Origin of the sequence: Achromobacter pulmonis (genome assembly GCF_002885955.2) — a bacterium.
GTDB classification, from domain to species: domain Bacteria; phylum Pseudomonadota; class Gammaproteobacteria; order Burkholderiales; family Burkholderiaceae_B; genus Achromobacter; species Achromobacter pulmonis_A.
Genome location: NZ_POQS01000002.1, coordinates 206,608 through 232,819, shown reverse-complemented (window position 1 = coordinate 232,819; position 26,212 = coordinate 206,608). Strand labels below are relative to the sequence as shown.

Genomic DNA, 26,212 nt, shown 5'->3' with positions numbered 1-26,212 from the left:
TTTCCTTATGCTTTATCTGCCGCTGAATGTCGGCGGCCGTTTCTCGCGGAAGGCCTGCACGCCTTCGGCGAAATCGGCGCGCGCGGCCGAGTCCAGGAACCGCGCGGTCTCTTCGGCCAGCTGGGTTTCCAGCGGGGCGTGTTCGGCAGCGCGCAGCAGCGCCTTGGCGCCGGCGATGCCGTGCGGGGCGTTCGCGGCCAGGGCGCCGGCGTAGGCCCGCGCCGCTTCGGCCAGATCCCCGGCGGGCGCGGTGCGGGTGACGATGCCCCAGGCCAGCGCCTCGGCCGCGCCGAAGGGGTCGGGATGCAGCAGCAGGTCCAGCGCGCGGCGCGCGCCCAGCACCCGGGTCAGGCCATGCGTCATGCCGGCGTCCGGCGTGGCGCCGAGTTTCAGGTAGGCGGTCAGGAAGCGCGCATCGGCCGCGGCGATGGCCAGGTCGCAGGCCAGCACCAGCGACAGGCCGGCGCCGGCGGCGATGCCATGCACCTGGGCCAGCCATAGCTTGTCCATGCGCGCGACGCGGGCGACGAAATCGTTGAGCGGCGTGAACAGGTCCAGCAGCGTGGCCCGCACGTGCGCGGGCTCGCCTTCGAACATGGAGATGTCGCCGCCGGCGCAGAACGCCTTGCCCGCGGCGCGCAGCAGCACCACGCGGACGTCGTCGCGGGCTTCCAGCCATTGGGCCGCCTGCTGCAGGTCGCGGGCCATGGCCACGTCGATGGCGTTGAGCGCGTCGGCGCGGTTGAGCGTCACCGTCGCGATGGCGCCGTCGGTTTCCAGAAGCAGCGTCCGCAGGGCCGGAAGTGCAGGGGTCATGGGGGAGTCTCCGTTATCGGGTAAATACCAGCTGTCGATCCAAAAAACGCGATGCTATGGTCTGAACCGAGCGCTTGCTTGGTTTTGTTTTGAGCACGCTTAGCGTAACGCATTGAACGAAGCATTGAACGATTTTCCGGCGCTGTACTGGCGTGGGTAAAGACAGGTTCGCTGCATCGCCTGCCTCGCGGGTTCGCCAGACTGACGCCGACAACCGATAAAAACTTCGCATCGAAAGCGGGGAGACAAATGGTGGATCGGTCGGACAGCCCTCCGTTGCTGGAGGTCGATGGCGTCACGCTGTCGTTTGGCGGGGTCAAGGCGCTCACGGACGTGGGGTTCCGCGTGGAGCCCGGCTCCATCACCACGGTCATCGGCCCGAACGGCGCCGGCAAGACCTCGCTGTTCAACACCATTTCCGGTTTCTACAAGCCCTCGGCGGGACAGATCCGCTTCCTGGGGCGCGACATCACGCGCGTGGCGGCGCCGGAGCGCGCCAGGCTGGGCCTGGCCCGCAGCTTCCAGAACATCGCGCTGTTTCGCGGCATGACGGTGCTGGACAACATCAAGCTGGGCCGCCATGCCCACCTGCGCAGCAACGTGCTGGACGCGCTTTTCTACCTGGGCCGGGCGCGTCGCGAAGAGATGGCGCTGCGCGCCGATATCGAAGAACGCATCATCGATTTCCTGGAGATCGACCACATCCGCCACGCGCCGGTGGCGGCGCTGTCGTACGGCCTGCAAAAGCGCGTGGAGCTGGCGCGCGCGCTGGCCATGAACCCCAAGGTGCTGATGCTGGACGAGCCGGTGGCCGGCATGAACCGCGAGGAGACCGACGACATGGCGCGCTTCATCCTGGACGCGCGCGCCGAGTGGGGCGTGACGGTGCTGATGGTGGAGCACGACATGGGCATGGTGATGGACCTGTCGGATCACGTGGTGGTGCTGAACTTCGGCCAGGTCATCGCCGACGGCACGCCGGCGCAGGTGCAGGCCGATCCGCAGGTCATCCAGGCCTACCTGGGCGCGGGCGACGTGGGCGATCTGCGCCGCCGGCTGCGGGAGGCGGCCTGATGGACATGCTGTTCTTCCTGGAGGTCTCGCTGGCCGGGCTGGGCAGCGGCGGGCTGTACGCGCTGGCGGCGCTGGCGTTCGTCATCGTCTACAAGGCCACGCGGGTGGTCAACATCGCCATCGGCGAATTCCTGATGCTGGGCGCCTATCTGTTCTATGCGTTCGCCGCGGGCATGGACTGGCCGATATGGCTGGCCATCGCCGGCGCGGTGCTGGCCTCGGGCGTGTTCGGCGCGCTGGTCGAGCGGCTGACCATCAGGCCCATGCTGGGCGAATCGCCGATCTCGGTGTTCATGATCACGGTGGGACTGGCGTCCATCCTGGTGGGCGTGGTGGAGCTGATCTGGACGGCCGACCAGCGGCGCCTGCCGGAATTCATGCCGCGCGCGCCCGTGATGGTGGGCGAGGCCTTCGTGGCGCCCAAGGTGTTCTACGGGTTCTGGGTGGCCGTGGCGCTGGCGCTGCTGGTGCTGGTCGTGTTCCGCTACTGGCGCGGCGGGGTGGCGCTGCGCGCCACGGCGTCGGACCAGGGCGCGGCGTATGCGATGGGCATCAACGTGCCGCGCGTGTTTTCGCTGGCCTGGGTGGCCGCCGGCGCCATCGCCGCGGTGTCCGGCGTGATCGTGGGCGCGATCGGCGGGATCTCGTCGTCGATGGGCGTGTTCGGCCTGTCGGTGCTGGTGGTGGTGATCGTGGGCGGNTCGGACCAGGGCGCGGCGTATGCGATGGGCATCAACGTGCCGCGCGTGTTTTCGCTGGCCTGGGTGGCCGCCGGCGCCATCGCCGCGGTGTCCGGCGTGATCGTGGGCGCGATCGGCGGGATCTCGTCGTCGATGGGCGTGTTCGGCCTGTCGGTGCTGGTGGTGGTGATCGTGGGCGGGCTGGACAGCGTGGCCGGCGCCCTGGTGGGCGGCGTGTTCATCGGGCTGCTGGAGGCCTGGGCCGGCGCCTACCTGGGCGGCGAGTACAAGCTGCTGGCCACTTTCATCGTGCTGGTGGTGGTGCTGATGGCCAGGCCCTACGGCCTGTTCGGCACCCGTGAAATCGAGAGGCTGTGACCGATGCGCATCGCGACTGCCAAAGGGACCTATCTTGCCGACGAAGCGCTGTTCGATACCGCCACGCAGCGGACCTGGCTGGCGCTGCTGGCCGCCGCGCTGGTGCTGTTTCCGTTCATGGCCGACGCCTATTGGCTGTACCTGGCCTGCCTGGTGGCGATCAACATCGCCAGCGCCACGGGCCTGAACATCCTGACCGGCTATACCGGCCTGGTCAGCCTGGGGCAGGCCGCGTTCATGGGCCTGGGCGCATATACGGTGGCCGTGATGGAGCTGCGCCTGGGCACGCCGGTGCTGGTGAACCTGTTGGGCGGCGGCGTAGTGGCGATGCTGGGCGGCCTGTTCGTCGGCATCCCGTCGCTGCGGGTCAAGGGCCTGTACCTGGCGATCTCGACCATCGCGGCCTCGTTCATCGCGCATTTCATTTTCGCCAACTGGGAGTTCACCGGGGGCACCACCGGGCTGCAGGTGCCGCCGGCGCGGCTGCTGGGCGTGGACCTGGACACCTCGTTCAAGATCTATTGGCTGATCGTGCCGGTGACGGCGCTGATGGTGCTGGGGGCGGCCAATCTGTTCCGCACCCGCATCGGGCGGGCCTTCATCGCCATCCGCGACCGCGACATCTCGGCCGAGGTGCTGGGCATCCGGCTGCTGCGCTACAAGCTGCTGTCCTTCGGCCTGTCCTCGTTCTACGCGGGCGTGGCGGGCGGGCTGTGGGCGTATTTCTTCCGCGTGGTCACGCCGGAGAGCTTTCCGCTCATCATGTCCATCTTCTTCCTGGCGGCCATCATCGTGGGCGGAATGGGTTCGATCCTGGGCTCCATCCTGGGCGCGATCTTCATGACCATGGTGCCGGAGCTGCTCAAGCTGGTCGTCGGCTGGCTGCCGGTGGGCGGCGACGCGCTGCGGCTGATCTCGCCGGTGCGCACCATTGTTTTCGGCCTGCTGATCGTGGGCTTTCTGATCTTCGAGCCGCACGGGCTCGCGGAAATCTGGCGGCGAGTGCGCCGTTTCTTCCACCTCTGGCCGTTTCGCACCTGAAGGCCAGCCACAAGACCCACAGGAGACTCACCATGAAGCGCATCCGGATCGGTAGCGGTTTATCCAGGTTGCTGGCCCCGCTGGGCCTGGCGGCGGCACTGGCGGCGGCGCCCGCCGCCCAGGCGGCCGAGGACCTGGTGCTGGGCGGCTCGATCCCGCTGAGCGGGGTCTTCGCCTTCGCCGGGCAGGGCATCCACGCCGGCATCACCGACTACGTGAAGATCGTCAACGACCAGGGCGGGGTGAACGGACGCAAGCTGCGCTACGTGCCCGAGGACACGGCGTACAAGGTCGACGCCTCGGTGGCGGCCTTCAAGAAGATCACCAGCCAGAACAAGGTGAATTTCTACTACGGCGATTCCACCGGGTTCTCCAAGACCATCAACGCCGAATTGAACCGCAGCGGCGACATCCTGATGACCGGCGCTTCCTTCGCCACCGAACTGAACGACCCGGCCAAGTATCCGGCGCAATTCATGCTGGGACCGGACTACACCGAAATGTTCGGCATCCTGCTGCGCTACATCGCCAAGGAACAGCCGGGCGCGAAGGTCGCGTTCGTGTACTCGGACACCGAGTTCGGGCGCGACCCGATAGCCAGCTCGCGCGCGGTCGCCGAGAAGCTGGGGCTGAAGGTCGCCACCGAGATCATGACCCCGCCGGGCAGCGTGGACGTGTCCACCGAAGTCATCAAGCTGCGCCGCGCCGATCCGGACTACACGATCTTCCACGGCTACGTGCTGGCGCCGATTCCGGAGTTCGTGGGGCAGGGCAAGCGCATGGGCCTGAAGACCCGCTACATGGGCACCTTCTGGACCATGGACAACTCCACCGTGATGCAGATGGGCGAGGACGCCGAGGGCTTCATGGGCGTGATGCCGTACCGCTATTACTACGACACCGAGGGCGACGCGCCCATGCTGAAGAAGATCCGCGAAATGCGTCCGCAGTACCAGAGCACCGGCTACATGCAGGGCTTTCTGGCCGCCATGCTGTTCACCGAAGTGGCCAAGCGCACGCTGGACGCCGGCAAGGAGCTGACCGGGGCCAACATGAAGGCGGCGCTCGACGGCATCAAGGACTTCGATACCGGCGGGCTGATCGGCGTGCCCATCACCATCAAGGGCAATTCGATTCCGGTGGGCCGCATCTACCGCGCCGACGTCAAGCAGAAGCAGATGGTGCCGGCTTCCGACTGGATCGTGCTGAAGTGAGGGCGGCGCACGCGGCGGTGCTCGATATCAACAACATCGAGGTCGTCTACAACAAGGCGGTGCAGGTGCTGCGCGGCCTGTCGCTGTCGGTGCCGGCGGGCAGCATCGTGGCGCTGCTGGGCAGCAACGGCGCCGGCAAGTCCACCACGCTGAAGGCCGTGTCCGGCCTGCTGGACCTGGAGGACGGCGCGCTGGTGCGCGGGCGCATCGTCTTCGACGGCGGCGACACGGCCGGCGCGCGGCCCCAGAACCTGGTGCGTGCCGGCCTGGCGCACGTGATGGAAGGGCGCCGCGTGTTCGAGGACCTGACGGTGGAGGAGAACCTGGTGGCCGCGACCTACGCCCTGACCGGCAGGGCCGGGGCGCGCGCGGACTTCGACCTGGTCTACACCTATTTCCCGCGCCTGTTCGAGCGCCGGCGCGGCCTGGCCGGCTACCTGTCGGGCGGCGAGCAGCAGATGCTCGCCATCGGGCGCGCGCTGATCGCGCAGCCCAGGCTGATGCTGCTGGACGAACCATCGCTGGGCCTGTCGCCGATGCTGGTGGAGAACATCTTCTCCATCATCGCGCGCATCAACCGCGAGCAGGGCGTGTCGATGCTGCTGGTGGAGCAGAACGCCTCGGTGGCGCTGGCGGTGGCGAACTACGGCTACATCATGGAGACCGGCAAGGTGGTGATAGACGGCAGCGCCGACAAGCTGGCGGCCGACCCCGACGTGCGCGAGTTCTATCTGGGCGTGGGCGGCGGGGGCGAAGCCCGCGGCTTTCGCGACATCAAGCACTACAAGCGCCGCAAGCGCTGGCTCTCATGACGGAAAAGGAACGCAATCTTCCCGCGGCCGGGGCATGGCCGGCGCTGACGCTGCCGCAGATGCTGCGCGAGCAGGCGCGCCGCCAGCCGGGCGCCATCGCCATCCGGCAGAAGGATTTCGGCATCTGGCAGCCGATATCGTGGTCGCAATACTGGCAGCGGGCCTGCCGGGTCGGGATGGGCCTGCGCGCGCTGGGCCTCGGGCCGGGCGGGCGGGTCGCCATCGTGTCCGAGAACCGTGTCGAGTGGCTGCTGGCGCAGATGGGCGCCGGCGCGGTCGGCGGCGTGGCGGTGGGGGTGTACGCCACCAGCCCGGCCGAAGAAATGGGCTATGTGCTCGAGCACGCCGACGTGGAACTGGTGGTGTGCGAGGACCAGGAGCAGACCGACAAGGTGCTGCAGGTGGCCGACAGGCTGCCGCTGTTGCGCCGCATCGTGGTGATCGAGAGCAAGGGCCTGCGCTCCTACGCGCCGGCCGAGCGCGCGCGCATCGTGACCTTCGCCGAGGTCGAGGCCGACGGCCAGCGGCGCGAGGCCGCCGAACTGGCCGCGCTGGACTCGGCGCTGGACGGCCAGCGGCTGGACGACACCGGGCTCATGATCTATACCTCGGGCTCCACCGGCAAGCCCAAGGGCGCGATGCTGAGCTACCGCAACATGCGCGCGGTGGCGCCGGGCATCGCGGACCGGCTGGCGATGGACCGGGCCAGCGTGCACCTGTCCTACCTGCCGCTGTGCCACGTGGCCGAGCAGATGCTGTCGACCTTCGTGCCCATCTACCTGGGCACGCAGGTCAATTTCGGCGAATCGATCCGCACCGTGCAGGAAGACCTGCGTGAAGTCGCGCCGACCATCTTCCTGGGCGTGCCGCGGATCTGGGAAAAGCTGCACGCCGCCATCTCCATCAAGATGCAGGAAGCCGGGCGGCTGCAGCGCTGGCTGTACCGGCGCGCGCTGGCGGCGTGCGAGCCCTTCCTGGAGAAGTCGCCGGCGCAGTACACGGCCGGCGAGCGGCTGACGCGCTGGCTGTGGTACTGGCTGGTGCTGCGCGCCTTGCAGAATTTCATCGGGCTGCGCCGGGTGCGGGTGGCCATGACGGGCGCCGCGCCGATTCCGCCGGACGTGGTGCGCTATTTCCGCAAGCTGGGCGTGCCGCTGGTGGAGGTCTACGGCCTGACCGAATCGGCCGGCATGATCTTCGGCCAGCATCCCGACCGGGTCAAGGTCGGCACGGGGGGCGAGCCGATACTGGGCGTCGAGTGGCGCATGGGCGAGGCCGGCGAACTGCAGGTGCGCGGCGAGATGGTATTCCAGGGCTATTACAAGAATCCGGACGCGACCGCCGACACCGTGCGCGAGGGCTGGCTGCATACCGGCGACGTGGTGGCCGAGGACGACGGGCGCGTGCGCATCGTGGACCGCCTGAAGGACATCATGATCACCGCCGGCGGCAAGAACCTGACGCCCTCCGAGATCGAAAACGCGGTCAAGGGCAGCCCGTACGTGAAGGAATGCATCGTCATCGCCGACGGCCGCAAGTACGTGTCGGCGCTGATCCAGCTGGAATTCGACACGGTCGGCAAATGGGCCGAGTCGCGCCGCATCGCGTTCACGCATTTCCGTTCGCTGGCCGAGTCCGCGCCGGTGCGCGAACTGATCCAGCAGGAAGTGGCGCGGGCCAACGCCGGGCTTGCGCCGGTGGCGCAGATCAAGCGCTTCCATCTGCTGACCAAGGAGCTGGACCATGACGACGGCGAAGTGACCGCGACCATGAAGGTCAGGCGCGCCAGCATCTACCGCAGCTATGCGGGCGAGATCGAGGCGCTCTACGCCGAGGAGACGGCGGCATGAAGCAGCGGCGGTGAGCGGCGATGCAAAAGACGGCTAGCGGCGCAGCGCGGGACGACCGTTCGGAGTCCGAGCGCCGGCGCGAGGTGATCCTGACGGCGGGGCAGCTGTTCTGCCGCCACGGCTACGAGCGCACCACGGTGCGCGAACTGGCGCGCGCGGTGGGCCTGCAGTCGGGCAGCCTGTTCCATCATTTCCGCAGCAAGGAGGAAATCCTGGTGGCGGTGATGAACAACGGCATCCAGGAAGTGATAGACGGCGGCGGGCAGGCGCTGGCGCGCTACGACGAGCCCGCCGACCGGCTGGCCGCGCTGTTCCGGGTGCATATGTGGAGCATGCTGCACGGCGCCGGCGGCGACGCCATGAACGCGCTGGTCTACGAGTGGCGCAGCCTGTCGCCGCCCAGCCGCGACGCGGTCAAGTCGCTGAGCGACCGCTACGAGCAGATGTGGCAGGACGTGGTGGCCGGGGCGGTGGACGCGGGCCTGCTGCAGGGCGATGCGCGCATCATCAAGCGTTGCGTGCTGGGCGCCATGAACCTGACGGTGCAGTGGTACAAGCCGGGCGGGCGCTTGCAGCCGGCGGAATTCATCGACGCCATGCTGCAGGCTTCGCTGCCGGCGCTGCCGGCGGGCGCCGGCAGATGGCCGTTATGAACAGGGAAATCAGCCGCGCCGCTTGAAGAAGGCGCCGACCGCGCAGGCCACGGACAGGGCCAGCAGCACGCCGGAGACCGGCAGCAGGAAATCCGCCTCGCCGCGGTAGCCGCCGCCGGTGACGCCGCCGGCCACGCTGCCCATCCACAGCACCGCGGTCAGCAGCGCCGCGATCGCCGCGATGGCGGCGGCGATGCACAGCGCGATGAAGGCCGGCCGGCGCGGGCGCGCCGGCGCGTAGGCGACCGGCTGGACGCCGCGGGGCTGTTTGATCCAGTAGATCAGCCCCGCCACGACCAGCAGCAGCATCAGGATCTTGAAGATCATGACGCCGTGCGCCCGTCAGTCTTCACGGCGCAGGTGCGGGAAGAGGATGACGTCGCGGATGCTGGGGCTGTCGGTCAGCAGCATCACCAGGCGGTCGATGCCGATGCCGCAGCCGCCCGTGGGGGGCATGCCGTATTCCAGCGCGCGGATGTAGTCGGCGTCGTAGTACATGGCTTCCTCGTCGCCCGCGTCCTTGGCCTCGACCTGGGCGCGGAAGCGCTCGGCCTGGTCCTCGGGGTCGTTCAGCTCGGAGAAGCCGTTGGCGATTTCGCGGCCGGTCATGAAGAGCTCGAAGCGCTCGGTGATGCCTTCGCGGGTATCGGAGGCGCGCGCCAGCGGCGAGACTTCCACCGGGTAGTCGATGATGTAGGTGGGATTCCAGAGCTTGGCTTCGGCGGTTTCCTCGAACAGCGCCAGCTGCAGCGCGCCCAGGCCGGCGCGCGCCAGCACCGGGCCGTCGGCGTCGGCGCCCAGCTTCTTGAGCTCGGCGCGCACGAAGGCCGCGTCGTCCAGCTGCGCCTGGGTGTAGCCCGGGGCGTACTTGAGGATGGCTTCGCAGATGGTCAGGCGATCGAACGGCTTGCCCAGGTCCAGCTCGCGCTCCTGGTAGGTGAGCACCGCGCTGCCGGTGGCCGAGATGGCGGCCTGGCGGATCAGTTCCTCGGTGAAGTCCATCAGCCAGCGGTAGTCCGCAAAGGCCGCGTAGAACTCCATCATCGTGAATTCGGGGTTGTGGCGCGGGCTCACGCCCTCGTTGCGGAAGTTGCGGTTGACTTCGAACACGCGCTCGAAGCCGCCCACGATCAGGCGCTTGAGGTAGAGCTCGGGCGCGATGCGCAGGAACATTTCCATGTCCAGCGCATTGTGGTGCGTGACGAAGGGCTTGGCCGCCGCGCCGCCCGGGATCGGGTGCAGCATCGGGGTTTCCACTTCGAGAAAGCCCGCGTTCAGCATGAACTGGCGGATGCTGCCGATGGCCTTGCTGCGCGCCTCGAACGTGCGGCGCGTGGCGTCGGTCATGATGAGGTCGACGTAGCGCTGGCGGTAGCGCAGCTCCTGGTCGGCCACGCCGTGGAACTTGTCGGGCAGCGGGCGCAGCGACTTCGACAGCAGGCGCGCACTGGCGGCGTGCACCGACAGTTCGCCCTTGTTGGTCTTGAAGACCGACCCTTCGACCGCGATGATGTCGCCGATGTCCCATTGCTTGAACGCGGCGTAGCTGTCTTCGCCCAGCGTGCCGCGGTCCAGGTAGATCTGGATGCGGCCGGTGCTGTCCTGCAGCGTGGCGAAGCTGGCCTTGCCCATGACGCGCTTGAGCATCATGCGGCCGGCGACCTTGACGGCCACGGGGTTGGCGGCCAGGGCTTCCTGCTCCTGGCCGTCGTATTTGTCGTGCAGCGCGGCGGCGCGGGCGTCGGGAACGAAGTCGTTGGGATACGCGACCCCGGCTTCGCGCAGTTTGGACAGCTTGGCGCGCCGTTCGGCGATCAAGCGGTTTTCATCCTGGGCGGGCGCCGCGGCGGTCGATTGGTCGGTCATGGTAGGGAAATCAGTCGTAATTGCGGATGTCGTCGATCTCGGTCGTGCCGAAATCCGAGCGATCCAGGTAGGCGAGGATGCGGGTGGCCACGTTGGCGGGCGAGGACAGCTTGCCGCTGGCGTGGAAGTCCTGGAACTTGGCCAGGGCGGGGAAGTCTTCCGGATCGCTGGAGCGGATGGCGACCTGCATGTCGGTGTCGACGATGCCGGGGGCCAGCGCCACGATGCGCGCGCCGCCTTCGCCCTGCTCGGCCTTGACCACGCGCGTGTACATGTCGAGCGCGGCCTTGGTGGCGCAGTACACGCCCCAGCCGGCGTTGGGGTTGCGGCCCGCGCCGGAGGAGATGTTGAGCACCCGGCGGTCGGCGTCGAGGCCCTCGACGGCGGCCAGGAAGCGCGCCGTCAGCAGCATCACGGCCGAGACGTTCAGGTTGAAGGCGGCCGCGATGGCCGCGCCGTCGGTCAGCGTGCCGGTGGCGGCGATGGGGTGCACCGTGCCCGCGTTATTGATCAGCAGGTAGCGCCTGGCGTCGCGCGGCAGCGAGGCGCAGATGCGCTCGGCCGCCGCGCCCGCCGCGGCCAGGTCGGAGAGGTCCACGGAGAGCTGTTCGAGCTGCGCGCCCTGGGCGCGCGCGTACTCGGCCAGTTCGGGATCTTCGCGGCGCGCCAGCGTGATCAGGCGCGTGCCCGGGCGGGCCAGGCCGCGCGCCATGGCGGCGCCGATGCCGCGCGAAGCGCCGGTCAGGATTGCGATGGTGTCGGACATTCGTGAACCTCGGGAAGCGGTGGAAGGGAGTGTCGCGAAACTCAGATGCCTTGCTTCAGGCTGGCCTGGATGAACGGGTCCAGGTCGCCGTCCAGCACCTTCTGGGTGTTGGAGATTTCGACGTTGGTGCGCAGGTCCTTGATGCGGCTCTGGTCCAGCACGTACGAGCGGATCTGGTGGCCCCAGCCCACGTCGGTCTTGGAGTCTTCCAGCTTCTGCTGTTCGGCCATGCGGTTGCGCATTTCCAGCTCGTAGAGCTTGGACTTCAGCATCTGCATGGCTTCGGCGCGGTTGCGGTGCTGGGAACGGTCGTTCTGGCACTGCACCACGATGCCGGTGGGCATGTGGGTCAGGCGCACCGCCGAGTCGGTCTTGTTGATGTGCTGGCCGCCCGCGCCGCTGGCGCGGTAGGTGTCCACGCGCAGGTCGGCGGGGTTCACTTCGACTTCGAAGGAATCGTCGACCTCGGGATAGACGAACACGCTGGCGAACGAGGTGTGGCGTCCGCCCGAGGAGTCGAACGGGCTCTTGCGCACCAGGCGGTGCACGCCGGTTTCGGTGCGCAGGTAGCCGAAGGCGTACTCGCCTTCGAGCTTGATGGTGGCGGACTTGATGCCGGCGACTTCGCCTTCGGATTCTTCCAGCACCTCGGCCTTGAAGCCCTTGCGTTCGGCGTATTTGAGGTACTGGCGCAGCAGCATGGAGGCCCAGTCCTGCGCTTCCGTGCCGCCGGCGCCGGCCTGGATGTCCAGGAAGCAGTTCAGCGGGTCGGCAGGGTTGGAGAACATGCGGCGGAATTCCAGCGCTTCCAGCTTTTCCTGGAAGGCGTCGGCGTCCTGCTCGATGGATTCCAGCGTGGCGTCGTCGTCATCGGCGGCGGCCAGCTCGAACAGCTCGTTCGAGTCCGCCAGGCCGGAGCCCAGCGCCGTCAGCGTCTCGACCACGTCTTCGAGGGATTTCTTCTCGCGGCCCAGGTCCTGGGCGTGCTTGGGGTCATTCCAGACCGCCGGGTCTTCGAGCTCGGCGTTTACGACTTGCAGGCGTTCGGATTTGGCATCGTAGTCAAAGATACCTCCGTAGAGCCTGTTCGCGCTCCGCGTAGTCGGCGAGGCGGGCTGCGAGCTGGTTCTGACGTTCGGCTTCCATGATTGATCCTGTCTTGATGACTTTTGTGCGAAACCTGGCATTTTAGCGCGCTTGGCAGCGCCGCGTGGGGCGATCTCGGCGGGGTGGGGGACGGATCTGTGGCCGGCGATTTCCGGCCGTCCAAAGTTGTTCAGTTTTTTGTCAACTCTGCGGCTCTAGGCTGCGGGTAGCGGCCGGCCGGAAGTCGGCCCATCCCGTCAGAGGAATGGAGACAAAGATGGAAAATGCGATGGCCCCCGGGGTCTCGCCGGCGATCCCGGCGACGGAGGAGGACAGGATTTACCGCAAGGTCGGCTGGCGGCTGGTGCCGCTGCTGGTGGTCTGCTATGTGGTGGCCTACCTGGACCGGGTCAACGTGGGATTCGCCAAGCTGCAGATGCTGCAGGAGCTGCAATTCAGCGAGACGGTGTACGGGCTGGGCGCGGGCATTTTCTTCATCGGCTACTTCCTGTTCGAGATTCCCAGCAACATCATCCTGCACAAGGTGGGCGCGCGCGTCTGGATCGCGCGGATCATGATCACCTGGGGCATCATCTCGGCCTGCATGATGTTCGTGACCAGCGTGCACATGTTCTACGCGCTGCGCTTCCTGCTGGGCGCGGCCGAGGCCGGCTTCTTTCCCGGCATCATCCTGTACCTGACCTACTGGTATCCGGCGGCGCGCCGCGGACGCATCACCACCTTCTTCATGACCGCGGTGCCCATGTCCGGGCTGATCGGCGGCCCGATCTCGGGCTGGATCATGAGCACCTTCCACGGCGACCACGGCCTGTCGGGCTGGCAATGGCTGTTCCTGCTGGAAGGCATACCCTCGGTCGTGATCGGCGTGCTGGTGCTGATCTACCTGGACGACCGCATCAACCGCGCCAAGTGGCTGACCGCCAGCGAAAAGGCCGTGCTGATCCGCAACATCGCCGCCGAGGAACAGCAGAAAGAGGACCCGCCGATCCGCGCCGCGCTCACCCGGCCGCGCGTCTGGGCCATGGCGCTGATCTATTTGTGCGACGTGAAGTCGCTTGATTCATTGTTTCACCGCTTCGGCGGCAGGAAGCCTGATGTTCCGTCATCAGTAGCCTATCGGTGCATGCGTGGTTGGTAACGACTGCGTGTGAAGCCACCGAGACAATGTAGACCGGCGCAAGCCAAGTGGAGGCCGTGAGGCTGACACTGCATCTGCGAGCATCAATGCGGTTGGGTCGCTAGGCTGGTTGGTATGGTTAACGCAAGTGAAGTGCTGATAAACGTCGTCACGTCTGATAGAGCCAAAGATGCTGACAGGCTCTTTCCCAAAATGGGGCTGTAGCTGGACATCCCTTTGAATAGTGGGGATGCACGGACATTCATAGCTACCGGCGAAAAGGCACAACCTAATCCGACCTTGTGAATCAAGTGAAACACGGTAAGCCCGTATCTCTGCCCCTCGGGGCAGGCAGACCGCAAGGAATGCTGTTGGAGGTGCGGGTAGAGGAATGTGGAGAAAGCGAATGCCGCTCTGTAATGGGGCGGATAGGGATTGAGCCGCAAGGCGACATCATCCCGCGCGAAAGCGAGCAGACTTCCACTTGGTCTTTCTCTACGAGAAAACTTGTCCAACCTTCTTCAAGAGGGAATTGCAGATGACTACGCAAGAAATTGCTTGCGCGGGTGCGCCCTCACGCGAATCGGTCACATGGCACAGCATCGACTGGGCCAAGTGTCACCGTGAAGTGCGAAGGCTCCAAGCGCGTATCGTAAAGGCAACGCGGGAAGGGAAACACGGCAGGGTGAAAGCCTTGCAGTGGATTCTGACCCACTCGTTCAGCGGCAAAGCTTTGGCCGTCAGACGAGTCACCGAGAACCAAGGCAAAAGAACTCCGGGCGTGGATGGCATCACGTGGTCCACACCGGAGGCCAAGTCTCAAGCGGTCCAATCGCTGCGGCGGCACGGTTACAAGCCAATGCCGTTGAAGCGAATCTACATCCCAAAGTCGAATGGCAAATTGCGGCCACTCGGGATTCCGACGATGAAGGATCGGGCAATGCAGGCGCTGCACTTGCTTGCGCTCGAACCGGTCTCGGAAACGACGGGCGACCTGAACTCCTATGGGTTCCGTCCCGCTCGTTCCACGGCGGATGCGATCGAGCAATGCTTCGCTTTGCTGGCAAAGAAAGATCGTGCTCAGTGGGTCTTTGAGGCAGACATCAAAGGCTGCTTCGACAACATCAGTCACGACTGGCTGTCCGAGAACGTCTCGATGGACTCGGCAGTGTTACGGAAGTGGCTGAAAGCGGGATATCTCGAAAGCAACGCTCTTTATCGAACGGAAGCGGGAACACCGCAAGGTGGCATCATCTCGCCAACGCTGGCAAACCTGGCCCTCGATGGGCTTGAACCGATGCTTCTTCGGCGGTACTTGAAGAAGAATTGGAACAAGCAGAAGGTCAACATCGTCCGGTACGCAGACGACTTCATCATCACCGGCGCAACGAAAGAAGTGCTGGAGAACGAGGTCCGTCCAATGGTCGAGGAATTCCTGGCTGCACGGGGGCTCACGCTCTCGCCAGAGAAGACCAAGATCACGCACATCGACGATGGGTTTGATTTCCTCGGATTTAACGTACGCAAGTACGACGGCAAGCTTCTCATCAAGCCATCCAAGAAGAACGTCTCGGCGTTCCTTGGCAAAGTCCGGGAGTTCGTAAAGGGCAATAAGGCACTCCGCCAAGACAAACTGGTGAAGGCGCTCAACCCGATGATTCAGGGGTGGGCGAATTACCATCGGCACGTCGTGGCACGCCGCACTTTCGAGCGCGTCAGGATGGAGATTTGGCAATGTTTGTGGCAGTGGGCAAGACGACGCCACCCGAACAAGGGAGCGCAGTGGGTACGGAAGAAGTATTTCCAGACCGACGGCTTCCGCGGATGGGTGTTCGCGATGGACACCGGGGAACGGCTCAGCAATGGGAAACCAAAGCTGACCGCACTTCGGGACATTTGCGATACGAAGATTCGTCGGCACCGCAAGATCAAGGCTGATGCCAATCCGTTCGACCCGCAGTGGGAAACCTACTTTGAGCAGAGGTTCGGCTTCAAGTTAAAGGACTCGCTGCAAGGGCGGAAGAAGCTCATTCGGCTTTGGATGGAACAGGGCGGTAGGTGCCCGGTTTGTAGTCAACCCATCACCGAAATCAGCGGGTGGCATGTCCATCATCTGGTCAGGCGGGTAGACGGCGGACCGGACATCAACTCCAACCTGGTCATGGTGCATCCGAACTGTCATAACCAGATTCACGTCAATGGTCTCAAGGTGGTGAAGCCGGTTCGCGAAAGCGGGCTTTGAAAGGCTTGAGCCGTATGAGGGGAAACTCTCACGTACGGTTCTTAGGGGGGGATGGGCCAGCAATGGCCTGTCCCTACCCGACTTCCTTCGTCATGGGGCTGTACGGCGTCGGCTTCTGGATGCCCACGCTGATCAAGGGCAGCGGCGTGCAGAGCCCGCTGGCGATCGGCCTGCTGACGGCGGTGCCCAACCTGTTCGCCGTGATCGGCATGATCCTGATCTCGCGCAACTCCGACCGCCACCGCGAACGCCGCTGGCACGTCGCGCTGCCGGCGCTGTTCGGCGCGGTCGGCCTGCTGCTGTCGGCGCTGTGGAGCGGCAACACGGCCCTGGCCATCGTGGCCCTGACCGTGGCGAACATCGGCATCTGCACCGTGCTGCCGCTGTTCTGGAGCCTGCCCACCGCCTTGCTGGGCGGCACCGCGGCGGCGGCCGGGATTGCGCTGATCAACTCGGTGGGCAATCTGGCCGGCTTCGTCAGCCCTTATCTGGTGGGGTGGCTGAAGGACCTGACCGGGACCACCAACACCGGGCTTTATATGCTGTCGGGCTGCCTGGTGGTGGGGGCGTTGGTAGCCCTGGCGCAGCCGGCGAGGCTGGTGAACAGGTAGGGTGAGTGTGGATGCCGGTCCCGCAGAGCCGGGCCACGCGGAGCCGGCTTCGCCGGTCCGCAGTGGCGCCCCCTTGAGGGGGAAGCGCCGCAGGCGCTTCGGGGGTGGGCCTCTACCCAGCGTGTTCGATGACCAGCTGCACCGACACCATCCCATTCCAGACATTCTGTTCCAGGCGGTAGGCGGCCTGGATGCGTTCGGGCAGGGACTGGTCGTGGCCGAACCAGATGGCGTCGAAGCGCTGGTGGCCGCGTTCCAGCGACAGCTTGAGGTGTTTCTCGCCGACCAGGCGCTGGTTGCGCACCACGAACTCATCCAGGAACAGGGGGGCGGCGAAGCCCGCGCCCCAGACCTGCTGCTGCAGCATGCCGGCCACGTCGGCGTTGGCGTAGCCCGATTCCAGGGAGCCGTCGGTTTCGATCACGGGTTCGAACGTGTCGCGGCCGGTGAGTTCGCGCACCGCGGCGTCGAAGGCCGGGGCGAAGGCGGCGAAGTCGGATTTGGCCAGGGTCAGGCCGGCCGCCATGGCGTGGCCGCCGAATTTGCGGATCAGGTCGGGGTGGCGCTTGGACACCAGGTCGAGCGCGTCGCGCAGGTGCACGTCCGGGATCGAGCGGCCGGAGCCGCGGATCTCGTCGTCGCCGGCCGGCGCGAAGGCCAGGGTGGGGCGCCAGAATTTTTCCTTCAGGCGCGAGGCCACCAGGCCCACGACGCCCTGGTGCCAGCCCGGGTCGAACACGCAGACGGTGGCGCCGGCGGCCGCCTCGGGCGCTTCCATGGCGGCAAGCGCCTGTTCGCGCATCTCGGCCTCGATCGTGCGGCGTTCGCGGTTGATGTTGTCCAGCTCGCGCGCCATCTCCAGCGCCTGGGCCTCGTCGTCGGTGGTCAGGCAGGCGATGCCCAGGCTCATGTCGGCCAGCCGGCCGGCGGCGTTGATGCGCGGCCCGAGCGCGAAGCCCAGGTCGAAGCCGTTGGCGCTGCGCGGCTCGCGCCCGGCCACGGCGAACAGCGCGCGCAGCCCGGGTTGCAGGCGTCCGGCGCGCATGCGTTGCAGGCCCTGGGTGACCAGCAGGCGGTTGTTGGCGTCGAGCTTGACCACGTCGGCCACCGTGCCCAGCGCCACCAGATCGGACAGCGCGTCCAGGCGTGGGCCGCCGTCGGGCGCGTACACGCCGCGGCGGCGCAGCTCGGCGCGCAGCGCCAGCATCATGTAGAAGATCACGCCCACGCCGGCCAGGTTCTTGGACGGAAAGCCGCAGCCGGGCTGGTTGGGGTTCACGATGGCCAGGGCCTGCGGCAGGGTGTCGCCGGGCAGGTGGTGGTCGGTGATGACCACGCCGATGCCGGCGGCGTTGGCCGCGGCCACGCCGTCCACGCTGGCGATGCCGTTGTCCACGGTGATGATGATGTCGGGCTTGCCGGCGCGGTGGCGGCAGGCCAGTTCCACCACGGCCGGCGACAGGCCGTAGCCGGTCTCGAAGCGGTTCGGAACCAGGAAGTCCACGTCGGCGCCCATGGCCGACAGGGCGCGCAGGCCGACCGCGCAGGCGGTGGCGCCGTCGCAGTCGTAGTCGGCCACGATCAGCAGCTTCTTGCCGGCCTGGATCGCGTCGGCCAGCACGCCAGCCGCGTGGGCCGAATGGGTCAGGCCGGCCGGCGGCAGCAGCGAAGGCCAGGCCAGCCGGGTCTGGTCGGGATGGGTGACGCCGCGCGCGGCCCACAGGCGGGCCAGCAGCGGATGGATGCCCGAGGCTTCGAGGACGCGGCAGGCGTCCAGGTCGGACGGGCGGACAGTCAGGCGGGGTGTGACCACCAGGCGCTCCAGTTTTTCTTGGGCGCGGGCAGCAAGCCGAGCAGGCCCCCGCGCGGTTTCAGGGTAAGGGTGACCTGGCGGTCATCGCCCAGCAGCAGCAGTTCGGCGGGCTGGTCGGGCAGGCCGTGCTTGCCGGCCAGCGGACGCAGATGCTGCGCGTCCAGCGCCGCCAGGGCGTCGAGCCAGGCGGCCCAGTCGCCGCCGCGCTGCGCGGCGTCCAGCCCGGTGTATACGCGTTCGGCGCCGGGCGCCGCGGCCGTCCAGGGCGATCCGCCGCCGTACAGCCAGAGCCCGTTGACCGGCGGCAGGCCGCGGGCCGCGCGCGCATCGTTGACCGGGTGGTCGTGCCAGGCCATCTGTATTTCATTGAGCAGCCGGCGCCAGGGACGGGTCTGCGCGTCCTGGCGCCACCAGTCGTTCAGGCGCTGCCCGGCCACCGCCAGCGGGCTGGCGGTCTGGGGACGCAGATCGCCGGGCAGGCGCAGGCGCCAGCGCTCGGGCGCAAGCGCTTCGACCGTGAAGCCCGTGTCCTGGAAGAGCGGGCGGGCCGTCTCCAGCAGGGCGGCGGTTTCCTCGGCGCGCAGGTCCATCAGGCCGGGGTCCAGCAGGGTGGCCTGGTCGGTGCCCAGGGCCAGATGGACCAGCTCGGCCAGCCAGACGGGTTCGCCGCCTTGCGCCTGGCCGCCGGCCAGCAGCGGGCCCAGGCCGGCGCTTTGCAGCAGGCCGGCCTCGGGCGTGTAGCCGGCGCGGGCCAGCCGCCAGGACTCGAACGCGGTGCAGCCGTGGGCGCGCACGTCGTAGGCCTGGGGCCGGGCGCTGCCGGCCTGCAGCCAGGCGTGCAGGGTGGGCGCGCGTTCGGGCAACAGCTTGGCCAGCTCGCCGGCCACGGATAAGGCGGGCAGGGCGCCCGGTAGAACAATCAGCATGGTGTGGGGGATTGTAAGGCCATGCCCGGGACCGGATCGGATACAACCCGTTTCGCGCGACGGCGCCTCGCCCCGTTAATGCCATAATGCGCACGTGCTGAAAATACCTTACGAACTCTGGATAGGCGCCCGCTACGCCGGGCTGGCCCGAATCCGCCAGCGACGCGGCCGCCGCGATCGCTTCATTTCATTCATCGCCGCCAGTTCCATGGCCGGCATCGCGCTGGGCGTCGCCGCCCTGATCGTGGTGCTTTCGGTCATGAACGGTTTCCAGAAGGAAGTGCGCGACCGCATGCTGTCGGTGCTGCCGCACATCGAACTCTATATACCCGGCGCGGTGCCGGAGCGGGTGCTGGAGCAATGGCAGCAGTTCGCCTCGGCGGCCGAGAAGAACAGCGAGGTCAAGGCCGGCGCGCCGTTCGTCGCGGCGCAGGGCATGCTGGTGCGCGGGCAGGCCTTGCGCGGCGTGCAGGTGCGCGGCATCGATCCGCAGGCCGAGGGCAAGGTCTCGGACCTGCCCAGGCAGATGGTGTCGGGCAGGCTTACCGACTTGAAGCCGGGCAGCTTCGGCGTGGTGCTCGGCAATGAACTGGCCGACGGCATGGGCGTGAAGCTGGGCGACACGCTGCTGATGATGGCGCCGCAGGGGTCGATCAGCCCGGCGGGCTTCACGCCGCGCATGCGGCAGTTCACCGTGGTCGGCGTGTTCTCTTCGGGCCATTACGAATACGATTCCTCGCTGGCCTTCGTCGACGACGAGGACGCCGCCCGCGTGTTCCGCGAAAGCGGCACGGCCGGCGTGCGCCTGCGCGTGGCCGACATGCAGCGCGCGCCGGAAGTGGCGGCCGAGCTGCAGAAGGTGCTGCCGCCCTACGTGATGGCCAGCGACTGGTCGCGCAACAACCGCACCTGGTTCGCCGCCGTCAAGACCGAAAAGCGCATGATGTTCCTGATCCTGGCGCTGATCGTGGCGGTGGCCGCGTTCAACCTGCTGTCTTCGCTGGTCATGGCCGTGAAGGACAAGCAGTCCGACATCGCCATCCTGCGCACGCTGGGCGCCGGGCCGCGCGAGATCGCCCGCATCTTCCTGGTGCAGGGGGCGCTGATCGGCGTGATCGGCACGCTGCTGGGCGTGGCAGGCGGCATCGTCATCGCCTATAACGTCGACGTGATCGTGCCTTTCATCGAGCGCCTGCTGGGCGTGCATTTCCTGCCGCGCGAAATTTATTTCATCAGCGCCTTGCCCTCGGACCCGCAGGTGGGCGACATCGTGACCATAGGCGTGACCTCCCTGGTGCTGTCGCTGCTGGCGACCCTGTATCCCAGCTGGCGCGCCTCGCGCCTGCAACCCGCCCAGGTGCTGCGCCATGACTGATATCCGGACCGAGAACACGACCCCGGCGCTGCAGGCCGAGAACATCGTCAAGATCTACGACGAAGGCCCGGCGCGCATCGAGGTGCTGAGCAACGTCAGCCTGTCGGTGGCGCGCGGCGAGATGGTCGCCATCGTCGGCGCCTCGGGCTCGGGCAAGAGCACGCTGCTGCACATCCTGGGCCTGCTGGACGTGCCGACCAGCGGCTCGGTGTCGGTCGACGGCCAGCTCGCCATCGGGCTGTCCGAGAGCCGCAAGAGCGCGGTGCGCAACCGCAGCCTGGGCTTCGTCTACCAGTTCCACCACCTGCTGCCGGAATTCTCGGCGCTGGACAACGTGGCGATGCCGCTGATCGTGCGCCGCGAAAACCGCGAGCGGGCGCGCGAGGCGGCGCGCGAAGTGCTGGGCCTGGTGGGCCTGGCCGCGCGCGAAGGGCATTTCCCGGGGCAGTTGTCCGGCGGCGAACGCCAGCGCGTGGCGCTGGCGCGCGCGCTGGTGACCCGGCCGGTCTGCGTGCTGGCCGACGAGCCCACCGGCAACCTGGACCGCCACACCGCGCACAATATGTTCGAGCTGCTGACCCGGGTGAACCGGGAATCGGGCACGGCGTTCGCCATCGTCACGCACGATCCGGAACTGGCCGCCCGCGCCGACCGCCAGCTTCTCATGGAAAACGGCCGCCTGGTTTCGGGTTGAGCGGGACGGGCGGATAATCGGCGCAAGGAGGCCGCGCCCATGCTGATCGACACCCATTGCCACCTGGACGCCGCGGAGTTCGACGCCGACCGCGAGCAGGTCGCCGACGAGGCCCGCGAAGCCGGGGTTCAGTCCATCGTGATCCCGGCGATCGAACGCGCCAATTTCCCGGTGGTGCGCGAACTGGCCGGCCGGACGGCGGGCGGCGCCTACGCGCTGGGCATCCATCCCCTCTATGTGCAGCGCGCCGACGACGCCGACCTGGACGCGCTGCGCGCGGCCGTCAAGCAGTCGCTGGGCGACCCGCGCTTCGTCGCCATCGGCGAGATCGGCCTGGATTTCTTCGTGCCCGGGATCGCCAGCGGCGAACCGCGCGCGCGCCAGGAGCGCTTTTACGCGGCGCAGCTGGCGATGGCGGCCGAATTCGGCCTGCCGGTGCTGCTGCACGTGCGCAAGTCGCAGGACATCCTGCTGAAGTACCTGCGCCGCCATCCGCGCATCGGCGGCATCGCCCACGCTTTCAACGGCAGCGCCCAGCAGGCGCAGGCTTTTATCGACCAGGGATTCGCGCTGGGGCTGGGCGGGGCCATGACCTATGAGCGCGCGCTGCAGATCCGCCGCCACGCCGTCGAGGTCGATCTGGCGCACCTGGTGCTGGAAACCGACGCGCCGGACATCCCGCCGGCCTGGCTGCATCCGCCCCAGCGTCGCAACCGGCCGGCGGAGCTGGCGCGCATCGCGCAGGTCCTGGCGGAACTGCGCGGGCTGACCACGGCCCAGGTGGCGCACGCCACCACCGCCAACGCCTTGCGGGTGCTGCCGCGGCTGCCCGCCGCCATCCTGGCCGACGCCGACTGAGCGGCGGCTTCAGGCTGGCGGCAGCGGCAGTTCCATGCGCACGCTCAACCCCCGCGGCGAAAGATTGCGAGCCGATATGCGGCCCCGGTGCGCGGCGATCGCGGCCTGCGCGATGGACAGCCCCAGGCCGGCGCCGCTGCCCGGCTTGCGCGCGCCCGAAGGCGTGCGATAGAAGGGCTCGAACAGCGACTCCAGTTCCTCGGGCGCCACGCCCGGCCCCCGGTCCTCGATCTCCAGGCAGGCCTCGCGCGCGCCGGCCTGCAGCCGCACGCGTATGGCGCTGTGCGCGGGGGCGAAGCGCAGGGCGTTGCGCAGCACGTTCTCGATGGCGCTGGCCAGGCTGCAGCGCTCGCCGATGAGCGCGACCGGCGGATGCCCGTCCCAGACGATGCCGACCTGGCGGCCGCCGGCCTCGTAGCGCGCGTCCTCGACCACCCCGGACACGATCTCGGCCAGATCCACCGTGTCGGACGGCGCGGGCAGGGCGCCCAGCTGCGCCAGCCGCAGCGTGTTGCCGATCAGCGCGTCCAGCCGCTCGCACTCGTGTTCGATGCGGTCGAGCTGCAGGTCCTGGCGTTCGTCCTTGCGGCGAGCCAGCTCGGCCGCCAGCCGCAGCCGCGCCAGCGGCGAGCGCAGTTCGTGGGCGATGTTGTGCAGCAGTTGTTCGCGGGTATCGACCAGCGCCTTCAGGCGGTCCGCCATGGCGTTGAAGTCGCGCGCGAGCAGGCCCAGTTCGTCGCGGCGGCGCGCCAGCCTGGCGGGCGTGTGGGCGTCGAGCCGGCCGGCCGACAGCGACTGCGTGGCCTGGCGCAGCTGCGCCAGCGGCGCGGCGACGTGGCGGGTCAGGGCCCAGCACAACGGCGCGGTCACGGCCAGCGCGAACAACAGCAGCGCCAGCGCCACCGGCGACAGCGCCAGCACTTCCCAGCGCGAGGAATCGAAGGGCAGGAAGCGCATCAGCAGCCGCGAGCCGTCCGGCAGCGTCAGCAGCTGCGGGTCCCACCAGGACACCCGCTCGCTGGCCGGATCGGGCGGCGGGTAGTCCACCTGCGCACGCTCGGGCGCCGCGCGGTACGCGCCCAGCCAGTCGTGCACGCGGGCGGGCAGGCGGCGGCCCAGGATGTCGGCGTCGCGCGCGTCCACGATGTAGATCTTGAGGGCGGTGTAGCGCTGGTCCATGGCCTGCACCCAGCGCTTGAGGCCTTGCTTGCCCTGAAGGCGCGCGATCTGCTCGGCGTCGTGCGTGAGGCTGGCGGGATTCAGGCCGTCCAGCGAGTTGAAGCGGTACCAGGCCACCGCGGCCGTGAGCATCATGGCGCAGACCATGATGATGGCCATGGCGCTCCAGAAGGTCAGGAAGGCGCGCCAGAACAGCGAGCGGGCGGGCAGCCAGGCCATCAGGCGCCGCCGGTGAGCACGTAGCCCAGGCCGCGCAGATTGCGGATGGAGAGCGCGGCCGCGCCGTTGTCCAGGCTCAGCTTCCTGCGCAGCGCGCTGATGTGGGTGTCGATGCTGCGGTCGTAGCGGTCGGGCTTGCGGCCCAGCGCGTACTGGCCGATCTGCTCGCGCGCGACCACCTGCCCGGGCGTGCGCATCAGGATCTCCAGGATGCGCTGCTCGGCGCCGGTCAGCGCGATTGCTTCGTCGCCCAGCCGCGCGAGCCCGCTGGCCGGGTCCAGCGACAGGTCGCCCAGCGCCAGGGGGGCGGACGGGGCCTGCGGCAGCTCGTCGAAGCGCCGCTGCACCGCCGTGATGCGGGCCTTGAGCTCGCGCGGGCTGAAGGGTTTGGCCAGGTAGTCGTCGGCGCCGAACTCCAGGCCCAGCACGCGATCGGTTTCGCCGCCGTGGGCGGTGAACATGATGACCGGGCGGCGCGAGCGCTGCCGGTATTGCTTGAGCAGGTCCAGGCCGTTGCCGTCGGGCAGCATCAGGTCCAGCAGCACCAGGTCGAAATCGTCCTGCGCCAGCAGGTCCAGCCCGTGCGCGCCCGTGTGCGCGAGCGTGAGCCGGCAATGAGCGGATTCCAGGTATTCGCGCAGCATCTGCGCCAGTTCGACGTCGTCGTCGATCAGCAGGATGCGGCGCGGCGCCGGGGTATGGAAAAAAGGCATGCGTCAAGAAGTGCAAAGAAGATAAAAGTTGCGGAAAGCGTGTTGCCGCTGTCCGCCAGCTCCAATTCTAATATGAGAATAGTTTTCATTCATAAATTGGAAGTGGGCGGGACGCGGCACGCGGGGTGGCGCGGCGCCCGGGACGGGAGAAATCGAAGATCATGAGCAGCAAAGAACTGGCCGGCGCCAGGCGCGCAACGGGCTCGCGCACACGGCTGGCGGCGGCCCTGTGCGCCGCGGGTTTCGGGGCGGCGCCGGCATGGGCGCAGAGCGATGAAACCGCCAAGACGCTGGACACGGTGGTGGTCACCGCCTCGGGCTACGAGCAGCAGATCCAGGACGCGCCGGCTTCGATCAGCGTCATCACCCGCGAGGACCTGGACAAGAAGTTCTACCGCGACCTGAACGACGCGCTGGTCGAAGTGCCCGGCGTCATCGTCACCGGCGGCGGCGACCGCCAGGACATCAGCCTGCGCGGCATGGGCCCGAAGTACACGCTGATCCTGATCGACGGCAAGCGCCAGAACTCCCGCGAGACCCGCACCAACTCGGATTCGACGGGCGTGGAGGGCGGCTGGACGCCACCGCTGTCGGCCATCGAGCGCATCGAGGTCGTGCGCGGCCCCATGTCCTCGCTGTACGGCTCGGACGCCATGGGCGGGGTGATCAACATCATCACCCGCAAAGTGCCCGAAGCCTGGGGCGGCGAGATCCGCCTGGACACCACGATCCAGGAAAGCAGCAAGTCGGGCGACATCTACCAGGGCAACTTCTACCTGGCCGGCCCGATCAAGACCGACCTGCTGGGCCTGCAGATCTACGGCCAGGCCACGCAGCGCGACGAGGACGACATCGTCGACGGCTTTCGCAAGCGCAACGCCGAGAGCGTGACCGCCAAGCTGGCGCTCACGCCCAACCGCGACCACGACATCGTGCTGGAAGCGACCACCATGCGGCAGAAGCTGCAGGAAACGCTGGGCAAGACCGTCGCGCCGCTGGCGCCGGGCGAGGCGTGCTCGCGCAATGGCTGCCCGGCGTCGTCCGAGACCGATTACCGCAGCAACAAGTGGGCGCTGTCGCACACCGGGCGCTGGGGCTGGGGCGTGTCCGACAGCTATGTGCAGCAGGAAGAGTTCGACAACCGCTCGCGCCAGATGAAGATCAAGAACCTGGACCTGCAGACCAGCTGGACGCTGCCGCTGGGCTCGCACATGCTGACCCTGGGCGGCAGCTACCTGAATCAGCGCCTGAACGACCAGACCGGCAACCAGCTGGCCGGCGGTCCGAACAAGGTCGAGCGCTACCAGTGGGCCCTGTTCGCCGAGGACGAATGGCGCCTGACCGAGCGCTTCGCCCTCACCACCGGCCTGCGCATGGACGAGGACGAGAACTTCGGCACGCACTTCAGCCCGCGCCTGTACGGCGTCTGGCACATGGCCGAGCGCTGGACCCTCAAGGGCGGCGTGTCCACGGGTTTCCGCGCGCCCGACCTGCGCCAGACGGTGGCCGGCTGGGGCCAGGTCAGCCGCGGCGGCAATATGTACGGCAATCCGGACCTGACGCCGGAGAAGTCGGTGACCGAGGAAATCGGCATCCTGTATGACGACGGCGAAGGCTTCAACGCCGGCCTGACGCTGTTCAACAACGACTTCAAGGACAAGATCACCCGCGTCGCGTGCCCGGCCACCCAGTGCACCGACGGTCCCAACCAGTTCGGCTCGGACCCCACCACCTACATGAACGTGGACAAGGCCAACTCGCGCGGCGTGGAAGCCAGCATGCAGTTCGCGCTGTCGCAGGCCTGGTCGATGACCAGCAGCTACACCTACACCAAGTCGGAGCAGAAGTCGGGCCAGTACCAGGGCCAGCCGCTGAACCAGCTGCCCAAGCACCTGTTCACCACCACGGTGAACTGGCAGCCGTCGGACGCGCTGCAGGCCTGGGCGCGGCTGAACTACCGCGGCAAGGAAAGCCAGCCCATCACCGGCCCGTCCTCGTCGTCGCTGGTGGCGCCGTCCTACACCTTCGTGGACCTGGGCGGTTCCTACCAGCTCAACAAGACCGTGTCGGTGTACGCCGGCATCTACAACCTGTTCGACAAGCAGGTCGCCTACGACGACTACGGCTATGTCGAGGACGGCCGCCGCTACTGGCTGGGCATGGGCGTGAAGTTCTGAGACAGCAGGGCGCGTGGCGCCCGCCACATGA

The 26,212-nt window shown here is 67.6% G+C and carries 21 protein-coding genes and 3 pseudogenes; 15 read left to right on the top strand and 9 right to left on the bottom strand.

Going from position 1 to position 26,212, the window contains the following annotated elements:
• Window positions 1-12: 12 nt before the first annotated feature.
• Window positions 13-816: an enoyl-CoA hydratase/isomerase family protein gene (locus C1I89_RS07045; protein WP_102772081.1), complete on the bottom strand. Its 804-nt coding sequence runs from the start codon at window positions 814-816 to the stop codon at window positions 13-15.
• 249 nt (window positions 817-1,065) lie between these two features.
• Between C1I89_RS07045 and C1I89_RS07040 the strand changes: the two genes are divergently transcribed.
• The 8 genes and pseudogenes from C1I89_RS07040 to C1I89_RS07010 all read left to right on the top strand — a co-directional run bounded on the left by C1I89_RS07040 (window position 1,066) and on the right by C1I89_RS07010 (window position 8,518).
• Window positions 1,066-1,890 carry an ABC transporter ATP-binding protein gene (locus tag C1I89_RS07040; protein ID WP_168202104.1) on the top strand — a complete coding sequence of 275 codons (825 nt, stop codon included), beginning with the start codon at window positions 1,066-1,068 and terminating at the stop codon, window positions 1,888-1,890.
• Window positions 1,890-2,621, top strand: a pseudogene (locus C1I89_RS07035) (branched-chain amino acid ABC transporter permease); the annotation flags it as partial. The gene C1I89_RS07040 and the pseudogene C1I89_RS07035, both read left to right, overlap by 1 nt.
• Window positions 2,616-2,948, top strand: a complete 333-nt coding sequence (locus tag C1I89_RS35835; protein WP_440130629.1) for an ABC transporter permease subunit — start codon at window positions 2,616-2,618, stop codon at window positions 2,946-2,948. The pseudogene C1I89_RS07035 and the gene C1I89_RS35835, both read left to right, overlap by 6 nt.
• Window positions 2,949-2,951: 3 nt before the next feature.
• The gene (locus tag C1I89_RS07030) at window positions 2,952-3,989 is read left to right on the top strand and encodes a branched-chain amino acid ABC transporter permease (RefSeq protein WP_102772079.1); all 1,038 of its coding nucleotides are present in this window, start codon (window positions 2,952-2,954) and stop codon (window positions 3,987-3,989) included.
• Between the two features lie 32 nt (window positions 3,990-4,021).
• The gene (locus tag C1I89_RS07025; protein ID WP_102772078.1) at window positions 4,022-5,203 is read left to right on the top strand and encodes an ABC transporter substrate-binding protein; all 1,182 of its coding nucleotides are present in this window, start codon (window positions 4,022-4,024) and stop codon (window positions 5,201-5,203) included.
• 17 nt (window positions 5,204-5,220) lie between these two features.
• Window positions 5,221-6,015 carry an ABC transporter ATP-binding protein gene (locus C1I89_RS07020; protein WP_168202147.1) on the top strand — a complete coding sequence of 265 codons (795 nt, stop codon included), beginning with the start codon at window positions 5,221-5,223 and terminating at the stop codon, window positions 6,013-6,015.
• The gene (locus C1I89_RS07015) at window positions 6,012-7,865 is read left to right on the top strand and encodes an AMP-dependent synthetase/ligase (RefSeq protein WP_102772076.1); all 1,854 of its coding nucleotides are present in this window, start codon (window positions 6,012-6,014) and stop codon (window positions 7,863-7,865) included. The genes C1I89_RS07020 and C1I89_RS07015 overlap by 4 nt, the downstream gene beginning before the upstream one ends.
• A 20-nt stretch (window positions 7,866-7,885) precedes the next feature.
• Window positions 7,886-8,518 (top strand): TetR/AcrR family transcriptional regulator, encoded by a 633-nt coding sequence (locus C1I89_RS07010; RefSeq protein ID WP_102772075.1) that lies wholly within the window; start codon window positions 7,886-7,888, stop codon window positions 8,516-8,518.
• A gap of 9 nt (window positions 8,519-8,527) precedes the next feature.
• On the opposite strand, the gene C1I89_RS07005 is transcribed toward C1I89_RS07010, so the two are convergent.
• From C1I89_RS07005 to prfB, 4 genes are all read right to left on the bottom strand, one after another.
• Entirely contained in the window at window positions 8,528-8,845 is a 318-nt protein-coding gene (locus C1I89_RS07005; protein WP_102772074.1) for a preprotein translocase subunit TatB, read from the bottom strand.
• A 15-nt stretch (window positions 8,846-8,860) separates the two neighbouring features.
• A complete protein-coding gene (gene lysS / locus C1I89_RS07000; protein ID WP_102772073.1) occupies window positions 8,861-10,384 on the bottom strand; it encodes a lysine--tRNA ligase in 1,524 nt (507 codons plus the stop codon).
• A gap of 10 nt (window positions 10,385-10,394) precedes the next feature.
• Window positions 10,395-11,150 (bottom strand): SDR family oxidoreductase, encoded by a 756-nt coding sequence (locus C1I89_RS06995; RefSeq protein ID WP_102772072.1) that lies wholly within the window; start codon window positions 11,148-11,150, stop codon window positions 10,395-10,397.
• Window positions 11,151-11,191: 41 nt separating this feature from the next.
• A protein-coding gene (gene prfB / locus C1I89_RS06990; RefSeq protein ID WP_102772071.1) for a peptide chain release factor 2 occupies window positions 11,192-12,296 on the bottom strand; the annotation gives its coding sequence in 2 pieces (ribosomal slippage) (window positions 11,192-12,214 and window positions 12,216-12,296; 1,104 coding nt in all).
• 217 nt (window positions 12,297-12,513) lie between these two features.
• Here prfB and C1I89_RS06985 point away from each other — a divergent pair.
• The 3 genes and pseudogenes from C1I89_RS06985 to C1I89_RS06975 form a co-directional block, all read left to right on the top strand.
• Window positions 12,514-13,314, top strand: a pseudogene (locus C1I89_RS06985) (MFS transporter); the annotation flags it as partial.
• A gap of 598 nt (window positions 13,315-13,912) precedes the next feature.
• On the top strand, window positions 13,913-15,616 hold the full coding sequence (gene ltrA, locus C1I89_RS06980) for a group II intron reverse transcriptase/maturase (RefSeq protein ID WP_058174471.1): 1,704 nt from the start codon (window positions 13,913-13,915) through the stop codon (window positions 15,614-15,616).
• 59 nt (window positions 15,617-15,675) lie between these two features.
• A pseudogene (locus tag C1I89_RS06975) lies at window positions 15,676-16,227 on the top strand (MFS transporter); the annotation flags it as partial.
• A gap of 112 nt (window positions 16,228-16,339) precedes the next feature.
• Here the strand turns inward: C1I89_RS06975 and recJ are convergent.
• Window positions 16,340-18,040, bottom strand: a complete 1,701-nt coding sequence (recJ, locus tag C1I89_RS06970) for a single-stranded-DNA-specific exonuclease RecJ (protein WP_102772070.1) — start codon at window positions 18,038-18,040, stop codon at window positions 16,340-16,342.
• A complete protein-coding gene (locus C1I89_RS06965; protein ID WP_102772069.1) occupies window positions 18,022-18,966 on the bottom strand; it encodes a hypothetical protein in 945 nt (314 codons plus the stop codon). Before C1I89_RS06965 ends, recJ begins: the two co-directional genes overlap by 19 nt.
• Before the next feature lie 142 nt (window positions 18,967-19,108).
• On the opposite strand from C1I89_RS06965, the gene C1I89_RS06960 reads away from it, so the two are divergent.
• From C1I89_RS06960 to C1I89_RS06950, 3 genes are read left to right on the top strand one after another with little or no spacing between them, the layout of a single operon-like run.
• Window positions 19,109-20,341: a lipoprotein-releasing ABC transporter permease subunit gene (locus C1I89_RS06960; RefSeq protein ID WP_246842419.1), complete on the top strand. Its 1,233-nt coding sequence runs from the start codon at window positions 19,109-19,111 to the stop codon at window positions 20,339-20,341.
• Window positions 20,334-21,035 carry an ABC transporter ATP-binding protein gene (locus tag C1I89_RS06955; protein WP_102772067.1) on the top strand — a complete coding sequence of 234 codons (702 nt, stop codon included), beginning with the start codon at window positions 20,334-20,336 and terminating at the stop codon, window positions 21,033-21,035. The genes C1I89_RS06960 and C1I89_RS06955 overlap by 8 nt, the downstream gene beginning before the upstream one ends.
• Before the next feature lie 39 nt (window positions 21,036-21,074).
• On the top strand, window positions 21,075-21,893 hold the full coding sequence (locus C1I89_RS06950; protein ID WP_102772066.1) for a TatD family hydrolase: 819 nt from the start codon (window positions 21,075-21,077) through the stop codon (window positions 21,891-21,893).
• Window positions 21,894-21,902: 9 nt separating this feature from the next.
• On the opposite strand, the gene C1I89_RS06945 is transcribed toward C1I89_RS06950, so the two are convergent.
• A complete protein-coding gene (locus tag C1I89_RS06945; protein WP_102772065.1) occupies window positions 21,903-23,291 on the bottom strand; it encodes a HAMP domain-containing sensor histidine kinase in 1,389 nt (462 codons plus the stop codon).
• A complete protein-coding gene (locus C1I89_RS06940) occupies window positions 23,291-24,004 on the bottom strand; it encodes a response regulator transcription factor (RefSeq protein WP_102772064.1) in 714 nt (237 codons plus the stop codon). Before C1I89_RS06940 ends, C1I89_RS06945 begins: the two co-directional genes overlap by 1 nt.
• Window positions 24,005-24,165: 161 nt before the next feature.
• Here C1I89_RS06940 and C1I89_RS06935 point away from each other — a divergent pair, with 161 nt between their 5' ends.
• The gene (locus tag C1I89_RS06935; RefSeq protein ID WP_102772063.1) at window positions 24,166-26,181 is read left to right on the top strand and encodes a ligand-gated channel protein; all 2,016 of its coding nucleotides are present in this window, start codon (window positions 24,166-24,168) and stop codon (window positions 26,179-26,181) included.
• The last annotated feature ends 31 nt before the right edge of the window (window positions 26,182-26,212 follow it).

What these genes read in the sequence shown, in the direction of transcription:
- ltrA (WP_058174471.1), top strand. Translation starts at nt 13,913, where the DNA reads ATGACTACGCAAGAAATTGCTTGCGCGGGTGCGCCCTCACGCGAATCG.
- C1I89_RS06940 (WP_102772064.1), bottom strand. Translation starts at nt 24,004, where the DNA reads ATGCCTTTTTTCCATACCCCGGCGCCGCGCCGCATCCTGCTGATCGAC.
- C1I89_RS06995 (WP_102772072.1), bottom strand. Translation starts at nt 11,150, where the DNA reads ATGTCCGACACCATCGCAATCCTGACCGGCGCTTCGCGCGGCATCGGC.
- C1I89_RS07045 (WP_102772081.1), bottom strand. Translation starts at nt 816, where the DNA reads ATGACCCCTGCACTTCCGGCCCTGCGGACGCTGCTTCTGGAAACCGAC.
- lysS (WP_102772073.1), bottom strand. Translation starts at nt 10,384, where the DNA reads ATGACCGACCAATCGACCGCCGCGGCGCCCGCCCAGGATGAAAACCGC.
- C1I89_RS06955 (WP_102772067.1), top strand. Translation starts at nt 20,334, where the DNA reads ATGACTGATATCCGGACCGAGAACACGACCCCGGCGCTGCAGGCCGAG.
- C1I89_RS07015 (WP_102772076.1), top strand. Translation starts at nt 6,012, where the DNA reads ATGACGGAAAAGGAACGCAATCTTCCCGCGGCCGGGGCATGGCCGGCG.
- C1I89_RS07005 (WP_102772074.1), bottom strand. Translation starts at nt 8,845, where the DNA reads ATGATCTTCAAGATCCTGATGCTGCTGCTGGTCGTGGCGGGGCTGATC.
- C1I89_RS06935 (WP_102772063.1), top strand. Translation starts at nt 24,166, where the DNA reads ATGAGCAGCAAAGAACTGGCCGGCGCCAGGCGCGCAACGGGCTCGCGC.
- C1I89_RS35835 (WP_440130629.1), top strand. Translation starts at nt 2,616, where the DNA reads ATGGGCATCAACGTGCCGCGCGTGTTTTCGCTGGCCTGGGTGGCCGCC.
- C1I89_RS07025 (WP_102772078.1), top strand. Translation starts at nt 4,022, where the DNA reads ATGAAGCGCATCCGGATCGGTAGCGGTTTATCCAGGTTGCTGGCCCCG.
- C1I89_RS06950 (WP_102772066.1), top strand. Translation starts at nt 21,075, where the DNA reads ATGCTGATCGACACCCATTGCCACCTGGACGCCGCGGAGTTCGACGCC.
- C1I89_RS07010 (WP_102772075.1), top strand. Translation starts at nt 7,886, where the DNA reads ATGCAAAAGACGGCTAGCGGCGCAGCGCGGGACGACCGTTCGGAGTCC.
- C1I89_RS06965 (WP_102772069.1), bottom strand. Translation starts at nt 18,966, where the DNA reads ATGCTGATTGTTCTACCGGGCGCCCTGCCCGCCTTATCCGTGGCCGGC.
- C1I89_RS06945 (WP_102772065.1), bottom strand. Translation starts at nt 23,291, where the DNA reads ATGGCCTGGCTGCCCGCCCGCTCGCTGTTCTGGCGCGCCTTCCTGACC.
- C1I89_RS07030 (WP_102772079.1), top strand. Translation starts at nt 2,952, where the DNA reads ATGCGCATCGCGACTGCCAAAGGGACCTATCTTGCCGACGAAGCGCTG.
- C1I89_RS07040 (WP_168202104.1), top strand. Translation starts at nt 1,066, where the DNA reads ATGGTGGATCGGTCGGACAGCCCTCCGTTGCTGGAGGTCGATGGCGTC.